The following is a 13,756-nucleotide window of genomic DNA, read 5'->3' as shown; positions in this document are numbered from 1 at the left end:
TTTAACGTTAATTGACTAACTTTTCGCTTAAAAAAATCTTTTTCTGCAAAAGCATATCCATCTTATGACGAGCAAAACACAAAGGCAGATAAAAAATAGTCGCCAATGCTTTCACCCAAGTTTTCCGATTAAAAAGCTTTTCCTCTTGCCAATCTTGTTTTACAAAAATTAACCAAAAAGATTGAATAATAAAGCGAAACATGTCTAACACATTAGGAAAACAAAAATTAATATGGGGATAATAATGTAAAAGCAACCGCCAACTCGCTACTCCCGCTATTTTTGGTTTCAATAGAAGCAAACAGAAAGAAAACCAAATCCACAATCCTACCTTGCCCAATAGACTGGAATCACACTGAAAATGCGTCTCATAGGCCTGTATCTGTCGCTTAATACGCTTCACTATTCGTGGATGAAATATCAAGGTACGTCCTTAAACAATCTAAGTACCGAATTGACCTTCCGATGAAAAAGAAGATAAGTACCAATAAGCTAACGCTTGAAAGTCATGTGCGAGCAGACTCTGAGGCGCATAGTGCATCACATTCGTTAAATTAGCTAAACTCTCAATCATTGTGGGATCATAATGTAAATACACAGGCACTAAACGCATTGTTAGCTCTTTTTGTAACACCATTAAAAAATCGCGACTCACCGTCGATTCGACATGAAATTGATTAACAAGAAACCTTGTTTTAGCTAAGTATTCTTGTTGATAAAGGTTAATATTCGAATTCAAAATTTTTTGTTGAAGTAAATGGTAATGACTTGGCCCTGGCGTTAAAACAAGACAAATTAAATCGGCGCTATCTAATAAGCATTCATATTCATTTTGATTTTCAATTATATGCTCCAATAAAATTAACTGCCACTGAAAGGTGTCTTCAACGTTAATCAGTTCATTTAATAACGTCTTAAAAATGTGTCTTTTAGTCGTTTCAAATTCCTGCATTTGCTGAAAGGACAAATCACCAAATGGAAAAAACTTCACTCCTTGTGGACTTTCAAACGCAGCTTCTTCTAACACATGATTATTTATCGCATTGATACCCCAACCTTGACTGATTTCCATTTTAGTGCTGAAGTGTAACTTCAATGAATTCATTTTAGTACAATCAATAGATAAGGTTTTTTGATTCAATCTCTCAAAAGCATTGGCTAAGTTAGCCGTGACACTTGTTGCTCCTTCCCCTCCTTTTAGTCCAGCAATAATGATACGCTTAGTCATATTAGCGTCTCTGTAAATGGTTTTTTCCATTATTCATCATGTAAAGCATCGCTTGTACTTAACATCAGCCATTTCTTTCTAACTGATTGATACAATTCATCATCGGTCAGTTCAATATAGTCTTGATCGAGTGAGTCTAATGAAGCATAAACAGTATGAATATCATCCGTCAATCTTGTCAATCTAAGCCCTCCATGCTTTTAATCAAAATCATCTATAATAAATAGTCTGCAGGATCCTTTCGTTTAAATATTCAAAAATCATCTATTATATTAAAGAGTAAACTATCTAAATAAGTATAGTCAGTATTCAAAAAAACCAAATAAGAAAAAGTAAAACATCAGTGAAATGGGAATGTCTATGTCAGGGATTAAAAACCTCAATTTACATGCATAAATAGGTGATATTCAACGTCAATATGTCTATTTATTTACCAATCAAGAAACGAGTATCCTCTACCTAAACACTATCATGGACTCAACACATTCATTTATTTCACTTGTCAACAAAGAGCATTATTTTTCCGTTCTAAAAAAAGAAGAGCAACAAAAGCACCTATCTTATTTAATAAAGCACTGTAAAAAAATATGGTTTTTGAATGAATTAAAGGTTCAATCAAAAATTAAAATACATAAATTAATCAATGAGTTTAAATACATTATTTTATCTAGACAATCTAACCTTATCATCTCTATTCCAGAAAACCATTTTTACAATCTTAATGACACACAAATAGTCTCATTCTTTAAAAGCACTGCGAGCTGGAGTCATGCCAATAAAATATGCCTAAAAATCATTATTTATGGAGATAAAATTAATAGTCTAATAAAACCTAGGCTTATAGAGCTGAACCAATACATCTCAGGAATAAGCTCAATAAATGCAATCAATAAAAACAATATCACTATCATATTAGTTTCTGGTGCAATCAACATGGTGTGACTACTGACAAAACTTATCGTCTTAAAATCAATAATGAAAATTATTTCATTGCCCTCAAAGAAGTCGCCTCTCCATCTAGTATAAATACAAGCTATCATGATACAGAACGCATTTATGTCACTGCAACAGCACTGCATGAAAGCGTAACGCTCCATAACAGTGTCAATGTTATCAATACCAATGAAGAACTCTTCAGCTTATTGGACAGCATTTCGGTACAAGCCTCTACTATTGTCTTAAGTTATCAGAAAATATCTGAATTAGAATCAATGAGTAGACAGTGCTATCACTTGCGAAAAAGTAAAGGCAGCGCAATCAAAATTGTCATTCGTGAAATGACCTCCATTTTGCGCTATATCGATGAAAAGCTTCTCCTTAATGCTGGGGTTAATTTCATTATTCCATTCAATGTTTCATTTTCTCGATGTATAAGCTTAATCGAATCCATACAAGGACAGATTTTTACTCGAAAACTGCCAAATAACGAAAATGAATTACTCAAATATAATCAAGATTTTGATCAAAAGGGCTATCTTGCAAATACTGATTTTAAAGATTATTGTTCAAAAATCATGGTCATTGCCGCACAAAAAAGTATTCGCTTTGCATTAATTAAGCTTTCTTTACTATCAAGTATGAAAGCCATAGACTGCCTGCATTTATGCCACATTTACCGAGATGGGGATATTGTCACCGCCTGCAATCATGCCCTTTATGTTTTTTTCAGTGCGATCCGCCTCAATGACGTACATGCCACATTGAATCAATTATTTGATATCCCCATAGAAAGTTTATTCCTTTCTTATACTATCATTGATAATGCAATAGACATTAAGGCAGAGTTACCCATTATCATTAAAAGAGCTCAACCGATTAAAATTGAAACGCTATTGGAAAAACAAAACCTTTATGATGACACGAAAAAGAAGACTGTGCAGTTTTCAATCAACAAGCCACTCACATTAAACTGAGTGAAATATGAATATGCTTAATTTTTTTATATCTATTAGTATTAGTTTATTTGTAGGTATTTTTATTGGTTACTATTTAAAAAAAGTAGTAACTAACATATCAAGATTCTACCTGCAATACTTTAAGCAACCCAGTTCTTTTATCGAAGTCTCATCCCACTTAGCAGCTTCTCTAGACAAACAAAGTCACGATGATAAAACAAAAACAACGACAGATTAAACAAATAACATCCCTTGGTTGGTGGAACTTATATTTCATTATTAAAATTTTTCTCTACATTAAAGGAAATATTGATTTTCATTCCATCGAGAACTTCTCATTTTTAGCATTTTTATTATTCCCTATTCATCATTCCTTTTTGAGAGTTATCAGACAAGCTATTGCCTTTCCATTAGCCCTTTTGTTACTGTATTATGATGCCTATTTGCCTCCATTATCACAATTATGGGATAACATTTTACAACTATCTCAATTTGATATTCACTACCTTTATAGCCTTTTAAAACGGATAATATCAATAGAGTTACTATTATCTGTCTTCACCTTATCTGTCTTTTATTATTTAACCAAAAGATATATTAGAGTCACAGTCATCACTTTTTCACTCCTCATTTTTATCAGCACTCCACTAAAAAATCTTTTATTAGACAATGACGACTTTCTTCCTCAAGTATATACTCTTAATCATACAGTTTCAGAAACCTCCATACAAAAAACGACACCGACTTTACTTATCAATGATACAAGTTTAAATTTACTAAAAAATGATTTCTTTTCTTCTCAAGCCACGAAAAGGATCCCCATTGAAAGCACTAAAGTTAATGCACCTTTTGACATACTTATTTTAAGTGTCTGCTCACTTGCTTGGAATGACCTTCAGATGACAGAGTTGTCATCTCATCCTATCTTCAATAGCTTTGATATTGTGTTTGACAATTTTAATTCAGCAACGTCTTATAGTGGCCCTGCGCTGATCCGCTTGCTTCGAGCCAATTGTGGTCAAAAAACTCACAAAAATCTGTTTGAAAATGCCCCTTCGAATGAATGTTATTTGTTTAAAAATCTTCAAGAAATTGGCTTCAGTGAGAATGTATTCCTTAATCATGACGGTATTTATGATAGCTTTATCAATAAATTAGAAGACAATGGAAAACTAGGCAGGTCCTCTATCAAAATGACTCAGCTTCCTCCTTATTTAAAATCATTTGATGGTTCGAACATCTTTCGTGATAAAGATGTATTAGATTTATGGTGGTCTAAAAGAAATGCTAATGAAGACAGCAATATTATAGCGCTTTATAATACAATATCACTTCATGATGGTAATAGAATAATCAATAATGCAAAATTAAATGATATTAAAAATTATCAACTCAGACTCAAAAACTTACTTGATGATTTATACCAATTTTTTGAACAATTAAGTCTATCTAAACGAAAACTAGTAGTTTTTTTCATTCCAGAACATGGTGCCAACCTTAAAGGCGATCAATTTCAAATATCAGGCATGCGAGAGCTCCCTTCACCTGCCATTGTACATATTCCTGTTGGAGTAAAAATATTGGGCTATCAACAGGATAAAAAGCCACCTATTCACATTGATTTCCCTTCGAGTTATTTAGCTATAGCCAAATTACTCTCTAATTTGATAGACAATAATCTATATCAATCGCCATCTATTGATCTCAACCTTTTAATTAATAAGCTGCCCAATACCCCAATCGTAGCCCAAAATGCTTCAACAACCATGATGAAAGTACAAGATAGGTTTTACATTTCATTAGATGACAACACTTGGATAGAATACCCAAGCCAAAATTAATTCTAAATATAAAAAACAGTGACGACAATGCTATCATAAAGGAAACACCTCACTGATTAACCTCATGCAGATTCGCTTGTGCCCAAGCAATCGCCTCACCACGACTCGATACCCCTATTTTTCTAAATGAATGATATAAATGTGTTTTAACGGTACTTTCACTGACAAATAATTGTTCTGCAATGTCAATATTTGTTAACCCTAGACGCAAGGCTTTTAATACTTCACGCTCTCTGATAGTTAATTCTTCTGATAAATTCGATAAGGCTTTAACCGGCTGTTTTTGCTGCTCTAACTCTAACGGCAACACCGTTTTCCCCACTACTATCTCATTCAGCCCTGCACCTATTTTTTCTAAAGAAGCATCGCTGTAAAACACGCCCGCTGTAACAGACTTTTGAATAAGAAAACGCGCATCGATCTGTAATGGAAAATGAATAAAAACCACTCTTATTGATCGCTGCGAACGATCGATTTGCTGTTGCAATTTATAGGCATCTTGAACATCAATAGTAGACAAGTCAATCACCACAATAGAGAGTTTACTGTCATCAAATCGGTAATCTTTATTTTCTGGAGATAAGGAAATTAGGGTAATGAGGAACTCTTCTGGCCAACGTGTTTTTAACAAGTCAATGAGGAGTGTTGAGCGTGATATAATCATCCAATGCTTTATTTTAAACATGTTCAGCGATTCCTTATGTTAAATTAATGTCATTAACCAAAATCGTAAAATGAGCATAGTGATTATTTAACAATAGACTTTTCATTCACTTTTACCACTTTAAATGAAAACCACTGAATAAGCATTAAAGGCAAATTCAAGTCCCGAGTGCAACACTCAATAAAAACCAGTAGGTTAGTTTTTGGAAAGATAAAAATTTGATAATATGAAGACGGGAAATATAAAGACGGGAAATATAAAGACACAAAATCACATTAATCCTCTAAGCGAATACATCTAAGCCAAAGGGAATAAACAGCCATAGCACCTGTTTACTCCCTTGATGAAGTAAAATACTCTCTTACTTATCGAGGACGAGGTCCATTCGTGGATCCACAGCTACCAGTACCATCTCCTTTTGAGGCAATTGCTCCAGTCAATTGCTGCTCGATATTAAGGACTCTAGCCGCAACAAAAGATAACAAACCAGGTGTTCTTCCAACATCATTAGTTAACCCAGTTTCAAACTCTTCACTGGTATAAAAAGCGGTTGGATCACTATCCACGGCATCTCTGATCATCTCTGCAATATCTGCGACTTTCTCCGTCATACTTTCAACGGATAATTCTCCATCAATAAGCTCATTTAAATAGCCATGATATGTCGCTAAATGTTGTTCATCAGATAATAAGCTCGCAATTAAAGGCCGCTCAGATAGCGCACCTTGAGTGGGCTCATCAATATATAATGAGACGACATCACATCCCATGGAGAATGTGCCAAATGACTCATTAAAGTCCCACGGAATAACAGAAAATTGACCCGCTTGCTCATACAAATAGTAATTATGGGATAAGGTGCCTTGATAACTATCTAAATTACTCATCGCTGTCGATATGGCTAAATATTTTAATATTGCGTCACTGTCGAGTACGCTACTCTCGTCTCCTCCCTGATTAATCACTTTCAAAAATGCCATTAGTGCACTGTTGTCCGTCGTTGTCTTGTTGGTTTTAAGTTCAATCGCCGAATAACTCGCGAAATTTTCATCTATCCACTGTAAATCATGCCCAACTAAGCCTTCATTATCGGCATCATCAGGCTTATAAAGATCGCCGCTTGCATCGTTAAAATTCCGTGCTAGAAAAGCGCTATCAACTTGCTCAACCATGGTATATAAACCATGTAATTCATTATTAATATATAAATTAACGAACGCAGTTCTTGGAGAAGGTAACCCCATCCCCCTCATTAAGTCATAAGAGAGGGTTTCTCGCATATAAGTGGGATCATTATAATTGTTGTTAAAGTTCAATTTCGTTAAATTGAATAAAGCTTGATTCGACTCATACTCATCGGTGTCCACCTTAAAACTAAAGCGAGTGCTTCCAGTACTAATGATACTGGACAAAGTAGAGTTACCTTTGGTGCGGAATCCAATATTATCTAAGGTGACATTTTTATAAGTAATAGAAGCGGTGTGGTAGGCTTTATCTGCGGCGTTAGCGATAATATCTTGCCAATCAGACTCAGACACCTCTATATATACATTTTCTATATTGTCGGTATCAAACACTAAAGCTTGTTGATTACTTTCCCCTTTAGTGGCAGCCAATGTGTATCTTGATGATCCACCGTCAGGATAAGAACCATAGCTATATCCTGACGGTGCATCGCTCTTATTCCAGGCAAGGTAATCGCGGATCTCAGCGGTTTCACTCAAACTCAATGTTAAACTATCACTTGAGCCTAACACCATAGGTAAGTCATTATCAGCCGTACTGCCTTCACTCAACTCCCCTTCACTTAACTCCATAGTGTAATGAGCGCCTGCGGCTAACTGGATGTTGGGTAAAGTGAAAGGCACATCATCATTCGCATTTTGTATTTGATAATCTGATAACAGAATACTGTTTGAGTCCGTATTATAAAACTCGACCCAGCCATCACTATCGACACTGTTAACCATGACTTCATTGATCATTAACGGGCCTCGTTCTAACAACTTATTGGCACTTTCTGGCGTGGGGGTTAACACTACCCAGCTATCTTCTCCATCAGGGTATCGTCCATAACTAAAACCGGCAAAAGCCTCATCGCTTTCCCATGAAACTTGATCAACGAGTTCAAGGCCTTTAAATAAATTAACACTGTCACTGCTTCCCAATTTAAAAGTGACATAAGCCCCTTCTTGGCTAGCGGCGTCATCCTCATCAATCGCTTTAATCACATAATATTCTCCAGCAGAAAGGAGCACATCGGGTAAACTTTGCATCTCATGATCGGTATTATCATCAAGTAAACTGTAATCACTTAAATTGACTTCACCTTGTGTCACATACAGCTCAATCCAATCATCTTCAAGCCCTTTTGACACCACTTCATTGATCACTAAGGTGCCTGATGTATCTTCAGAGATGACTTCCTCATCAGCACTTGATTCAGTATCACTGTCATTGTTACCGCCACAACCAGTTAACACACCAAATGACAGAGCAAGAACAATTGACAAAACGCTTTTTTTTACAGGGCACCCTATTACATCCTGTTCATTTTTTATTCTTTTATCCAAAACAATTCACCAACACTATTCCATTAAAATGAACAATAATTGTAATTTAAGTTAATCTTTTGGAATTCAAGATAAGTAAATAACTGAAAGCAAAAATAAACAAAGGTAAGCTAATAGTAATTCTCAGCTTAGATTCAAACGTTTATCTATCTCCCTCATCTGATGTTTACGGATGAACAAATGTCGTGCTCACATATATGTGCATGAACAACCATAAGGTCGTATATTGAAAACATCTAAGTCACATAAAGTATATTGAAACCCGCACAAATAAGGCCAGCTCTATTTGAATGCCATAAAAAAGCACCGATAAAATCGGTGCTTTTAAATAAAGTGTATTGTTAGTCATGCATAACACGCATTAAGGACGTGCTTTTAATGCTGCAATCCTTTTTTCTAAAGGTGGATGACTCATTAACAATTCAGAAATTGAACGTTTACCGTTAATACCAAACGCCGCCATTTGAGCGGGCATTTCACCCGTCTCAGGCCCTTGGCGTAAGCGTTCTAATGCGGCAATCATTTTATGCTTACCCGCCAATGCTGCTCCCCCTTCATCCGCTTTAAACTCACGGATCCTTGAGAAGTAAGCCACCACAAAAGAGGCTAAAATACCAAATAACATGTCAAGGACAAACACCACTGCCATATAGGCAAACATGCCTAATCCTTCACCTTCATCATTACTCACGAAATTATTAATGATACCCGCCACCACTCTTGCAGCAAATATCACAAAGGTATTCATGACGCCTTGGATCAAGGTTAATGTCACCATGTCTCCATTAGCAACATGACTGACTTCATGGGCTAATACGCCTTCAATTTCATCTTTAGTCATGCCATACAGCAGCCCACTACTCACAGCCACTAACGCATTATCTTTGCTTGGACCAGTCGCGAAAGCATTAAGCTCTTGAGATTGATAAATGGCAACTTCAGGCATTTTGATGCCTGCGGTTTCCGCTTGACGAGCCACTGTCTGTACTAGCCAGCGTTCGGTTTCATCACGAGGATTAGTGATCACTTCACAACCCATTGCTCGCTTAGCCATCCATTTAGAGATCGCCAAACTGATAAACGCCCCTCCAAAACCAAAAATAGCGGCAAAGATCAATAACCCTCCCATACTGGAGGTATTAACCCCTAATATTGACATCACTATGGATGCTACCAGCAAAATAGCCATATTAGTGGCTATGAGTAAAAATATGCGCTTCATACTTGCTCCTTAAAAATCGCTCTATCGGCTTTATCAAAAGCTAAAACTGGGACTCTTCTTGTCTAAGCTAACTTAAACATCATCACTTTCCCTCGGCTCTTATGACATAATATGTCCTAATAATGAAAATTCAAGGTCATAACCGATCAAAAGGCGATTTTGACAGCAAAAAGTCAGCGATAATCCATAATAAACAACGCAAAATAAACAATAAAACTCTTTATAATTATTACATTATGAATAATGAAAATAAAAAGAAGCATTGGATTAATCTTGATTCACAAAATCATACAAGACGATACGCAAAACACTTTTAAGGTAATGTCAGATAGCTTGCCGCAACACTCGCTATTGGCTCCTTTAAATGAGGGATCACACCTAAACACTCTCCCTGCATAATCTCTTTTAATGTTGCTATGTTATCTTCTAGGTAAGGCATATCAGGATCAATGCAATTTGCCACCCACCCTGCGATGTTAAGGCCTTCTTTGAGTAATGCTTCTTGGGTCAATAAAGCATGATTTAAACACCCTAACTTGACACCCACAACCATGATCACTGAAAGCTTGGCTTCCTTAACCACATGAGATAATAAATACGGTCCCCCCAGAGGCAAATGCCATCCACCCGCGCCTTCAATAAGACAAAAATCGAGAGGTAAGTCTCTTGCGAAAGCCACATGGCTCAGTAATGTCATAGGTTCAATGACGATATCAACTTGCTGGGCAGCAATATGGGGAGCAATAGCAGGCTCAAATGCATAAGGATTAACATGCTGATATTCTAGCATTATTGTCTTATCATTATACTGCAGCGTGTCTCCAAGCTTAACACTGGAAGCTGCAAGCAAATTTAACGCATCGGCATTTCTTAACCCCTGCTGGCTTTTTTCACATCCAGATGCAATCGGCTTAAACCCTAAGCTGCGCCCTGGCGCATTATGCAGCAATGCACTGGATACTAAGGTTTTTCCACAATCTGTATCCGTGCCTGTGATAAAATACATCCACTCTCTCCTCTTTTACATCACCTGATAATTGTTCAGCCGCTCTCAAACCCTATGACATTGACGCTTTGCACGAATAATGGCGATATAATAAGTCAGTGGTATCCCTTTTTCTTGTCTTAGGCTCTGAGCTTTCTCATTTAAAGCTTGCCAATCTTGACGTCCTCGTAACACTAGCGACGATGGCTCAGATCGATTCATTAATACTGACGCTCCCACTCCTTTGATGGAATAAAGCAAACTTTTCAAATCATCAAAATACACAGTCACAGGCACAATTTTTGCTTCTCTTAACTGCCAATCTTTCTCTTTAAAACAAGAAACTAAGGTATCAAAAGGATGAAAACGATTCACTTTAAATCCCAGAGAAGACAATTCAGGCAAACTATTTTCAACCACCACACTGATATCAACGCTCCCCGAAGGTTTTAATACTCTTGCCGCTTCCATGACAGCTTGCTCAAAGTTATGACACCACTGTAAAGCCAAATTAGAATAAATGGCATTCACACTCTTGTTCAATAAAGGTAAAGACTGAGCATCGCCTTGTATCCCATGATAGTTTGGAAAGTTATCTTTTAACTTTTTCAGCATGCCCGCTGCAATATCTATGCTCATGACATTGTCAAGTTTCAAGCAATGAGAAAAGTCAGTCCCAGGACCGGCACCAATATCCAGTAGTGTCCCTTGAACCTGTAAATGCTCACATAAAATAGCAGAGGCATGTTGCTGAACAATATTATGTTTATGATAGCCCTTTGCTGCAGATGAAAAATCCTTTGCGATTAACTGATCCCACTCATTTTTTGTCGCTTGCGATGTCGCAAGTTGACTGCTTGATTCAGTCATAACGGGATCATAAACAGATGATGTGAGGTTATCAGCTAAGGCTGTCATATTCACTATTGTACTCATTATTATATTGTTTTTTTAGTGTTGGCTATTGCTAGCTTTCAACGGATGATAATGCAGATGATAAATGCTCAACTAAAGCTTGAATGTCTTTTACTTGATGGCTCGCGTTTAAGGTTATGCGTAACCTTGCACTGCCTTTTGGCACTGTCGGCGGCCTAATGGCTCCCACCCAAAACCCGCTCTGTTTTAAGGTTTCAGCCACTTGCAACATTCTTTGCAAGTCACCAATAATCACGGGCTGGATCGCCGTTAAAGAATTCGTTAATTCAATTCCCGCCTTTTCACATAAGCGTCTAAATAACATGATATTATCATTTAATTTCTCACGCTTCCTATCCGCCAAAACCACACATTCAAGCGAGGCTAAAGCTGCAACGGCATTGGCAGGAGATAATGCCGTTGAATAAATATAGTGTCTTGCATTGGCGACGAGAAAATCGATTAACAATTGACTCCCTAAAATGGCGGCACCTTGACAACCCATTGCCTTTCCAAAGGTGATCACTTGAGCGTCAATGGGCAGCTTGGTTTCAAACTTAACTTGAGTCGATCCTAGTCCTTGTTGGCCGAGTAAGCCAAAATGGGGAGCTTGATTAACGATGGCAGGATCCTGCCATTGACTCGCCCCTAAACCACGGCGACCCAGTACACCAAACCCATGTGCATCATCAACAATTAACCAGGCACCATGTTCACGACATAACTGTGACAATTCAACCAGTGGCGCCTGCGTGCCATCCATACTAAAAAGACTTTCCGTAACTAATGCACACGGTGAGAATTGTGCTAGATGGGCTTTAACACTATCAAGATCATTATGATGAAACCGCTTAAATTGCGCGCCACTGTCACGTAACCCATCAATAATGGAGGCATGAACCAGCCTATCTGCTATCACTTTATGGGTGCTATCAAAGAGGGTTTTGACTAATGCATTATTCGCCGCAAACCCCGAGCAGAATATGATAGCCGCTTCATGGCCTGTGAGCTCACATAAACGCTGTTCAAGCTGAAAATGAGCTGGGCTATATCCAGTGACTAAAGGCGATGCAGTGCTCCCTACCCCATAGTCAAGCGCACCTTGATATAGCGCATTCGCGATGGCAGGCTCACGGGATAACCCCAGATAATCATTACTTGAAAAATTAGTATAATGCTGCTGCTTTTGAGTCAGTTTTGCATTCACTTTTAAATGAACTGTTCGCCTTTTTCTCAACAAATCACTTTGCTGTAATTTGGCCTGCTGGGCCAATATTTTTTGAGTCAGTTCATTATCTATCATCAGTTACGTGTTCTTTATTAGTATTAACTAAAAAGTGGGATTATAACGCGGCGGCGTCATAAAATGCCGCTGACTTTTTATCTTGTTTCGCAGCCGCCTTGGCAAACATAGCTTCATCTTGCTCTTTCGTTGCGGCCACTCCTTGCTCTGGACGAAGTCCTAAACGCTTAAACAAGGCCATATCATCATTCTCTTCAGGATTTGGCGTCGTCAATAATTTACAACCATAAAAAATAGAATTTGCTCCCGCAAAGAAACACATAGACTGTAACTCATCACTCATATTTTCACGCCCAGCCGAGAGCCGTACATGAGATTTAGGCATAACAATACGGGCAACAGCAATAGTGCGAACAAATTCAAGGGGATCTAAGTCATCAATGTCGGCAAAAGGGGTTCCTGATACTTTTACCAACATATTAATAGGGACAGAATCAGGGTGTTGTTCTAAATTAGCCAACTGCTGTATTAATCCCGCCCTGTCTTGGGCTTTTTCACCCATTCCCACAATACCACCGGAACACACTTTCATACCAGATGCGCGTACATTTGATAATGTATCCAATCGGTTTTGATAAGTGCGTGTCGTGATCACATCACCATAGTATTCAGGAGAAGTGTCCAGATTATGGTTATAATAATCCAATCCAGCATTCGCTAATTCCTCAGCTTGACTGGCAGACAACATACCGAGTGTCATGCAGGTTTCCATTCCTAATGCTTTGACTTCTTCGACCATAGTTTTTAAATAAGGCATATCGCGAGGTTTAGGATTACGCCATGCCGCTCCCATACAAAAACGTGAAGCACCAGCGGCTTTGGCGCTGCGTGCTTCCGTTAATACGGTTTCCATTGCTAATAAGCGCTCTTTTTCTAATCCTGTATCATAACGTGCACTTTGAGGACAATATTTACAATCTTCTGGGCAGGCACCTGTTTTTATTGATAATAACCGACTTATTTGCACTTCATTAGGATCAAATGTTTGACGATGAATACTGTGAGCTTGAAAAAGCAGATCGTTCATGGGCAAGGCAAATAATGCCTCTATTTCATTACGTGTCCAATCATTGCGCACATCTATCATTGACATAGAACTCACCTTTCTCGAGTATTCATTTTTTTGGCAT

At 37.6% G+C, this 13,756-nt stretch carries 11 protein-coding genes and 1 pseudogene; 2 read left to right on the top strand and 10 right to left on the bottom strand.

The window, feature by feature from the left end; genetic code table 11:
- Positions 1-7: 7 nt before the first annotated feature.
- Genes Q0791_RS08065 through Q0791_RS08055 form a run of 3 tightly spaced genes read right to left on the bottom strand, consistent with a single transcriptional unit; the run spans position 8 to position 1,410 of the window.
- A complete protein-coding gene (locus Q0791_RS08065; RefSeq protein ID WP_299004599.1) occupies positions 8-424 on the bottom strand; it encodes a hypothetical protein in 417 nt (138 codons plus the stop codon).
- A gap of 18 nt (positions 425-442) precedes the next feature.
- Complete coding sequence (gene bcsQ / locus Q0791_RS08060) at positions 443-1,258, bottom strand: cellulose biosynthesis protein BcsQ (RefSeq protein WP_299004596.1); 816 nt, start codon at positions 1,256-1,258, stop codon at positions 443-445.
- Positions 1,258-1,410 (bottom strand): hypothetical protein, encoded by a 153-nt coding sequence (locus Q0791_RS08055; protein ID WP_299004593.1) that lies wholly within the window; start codon positions 1,408-1,410, stop codon positions 1,258-1,260. Before Q0791_RS08055 ends, bcsQ begins: the two co-directional genes overlap by 1 nt.
- A 726-nt stretch (positions 1,411-2,136) precedes the next feature.
- Between Q0791_RS08055 and bcsE the strand changes: the two are divergent.
- Positions 2,137-3,141: pseudogene (gene bcsE, locus Q0791_RS08050) on the top strand (cellulose biosynthesis protein BcsE); the annotation flags it as partial.
- A gap of 191 nt (positions 3,142-3,332) precedes the next feature.
- Positions 3,333-4,964: a cellulose biosynthesis protein BcsG gene (gene bcsG, locus Q0791_RS08045; RefSeq protein WP_299004590.1), complete on the top strand. Its 1,632-nt coding sequence runs from the start codon at positions 3,333-3,335 to the stop codon at positions 4,962-4,964.
- Positions 4,965-5,013: 49 nt separating this feature from the next.
- On the opposite strand, the gene Q0791_RS08040 is transcribed toward bcsG, so the two are convergent.
- The 7 genes from Q0791_RS08040 to bioB form a co-directional block, all read right to left on the bottom strand.
- Positions 5,014-5,649 (bottom strand): response regulator transcription factor, encoded by a 636-nt coding sequence (locus Q0791_RS08040; protein ID WP_299004587.1) that lies wholly within the window; start codon positions 5,647-5,649, stop codon positions 5,014-5,016.
- A gap of 344 nt (positions 5,650-5,993) precedes the next feature.
- Entirely contained in the window at positions 5,994-8,201 is a 2,208-nt protein-coding gene (locus Q0791_RS08035; protein WP_299004582.1) for a CotH kinase family protein, read from the bottom strand.
- A 361-nt stretch (positions 8,202-8,562) separates the two neighbouring features.
- Entirely contained in the window at positions 8,563-9,423 is an 861-nt protein-coding gene (gene htpX, locus Q0791_RS08030; RefSeq protein ID WP_299004580.1) for a protease HtpX, read from the bottom strand.
- Positions 9,424-9,736: 313 nt separating this feature from the next.
- Positions 9,737-10,429, bottom strand: a complete 693-nt coding sequence (bioD, locus tag Q0791_RS08025; RefSeq protein WP_299004577.1) for a dethiobiotin synthase — start codon at positions 10,427-10,429, stop codon at positions 9,737-9,739.
- A gap of 45 nt (positions 10,430-10,474) precedes the next feature.
- Positions 10,475-11,326, bottom strand: coding sequence for a methyltransferase domain-containing protein (locus Q0791_RS08020; RefSeq protein WP_299004666.1), 852 nt, complete (start codon positions 11,324-11,326; stop codon positions 10,475-10,477).
- 49 nt (positions 11,327-11,375) lie between these two features.
- Complete coding sequence (locus Q0791_RS08015) at positions 11,376-12,626, bottom strand: 8-amino-7-oxononanoate synthase (protein WP_299004574.1); 1,251 nt, start codon at positions 12,624-12,626, stop codon at positions 11,376-11,378.
- 40 nt (positions 12,627-12,666) lie between these two features.
- Positions 12,667-13,719, bottom strand: coding sequence for a biotin synthase BioB (gene bioB, locus Q0791_RS08010; RefSeq protein ID WP_299004572.1), 1,053 nt, complete (start codon positions 13,717-13,719; stop codon positions 12,667-12,669).
- Positions 13,720-13,756: the final 37 nt, after the last annotated feature.

This window comes from uncultured Shewanella sp. (assembly GCF_947495455.1).
Lineage (GTDB): Bacteria > Pseudomonadota > Gammaproteobacteria > Enterobacterales > Shewanellaceae > Shewanella.
This window is presented reverse-complemented; position numbering and strand designations above follow the sequence as displayed.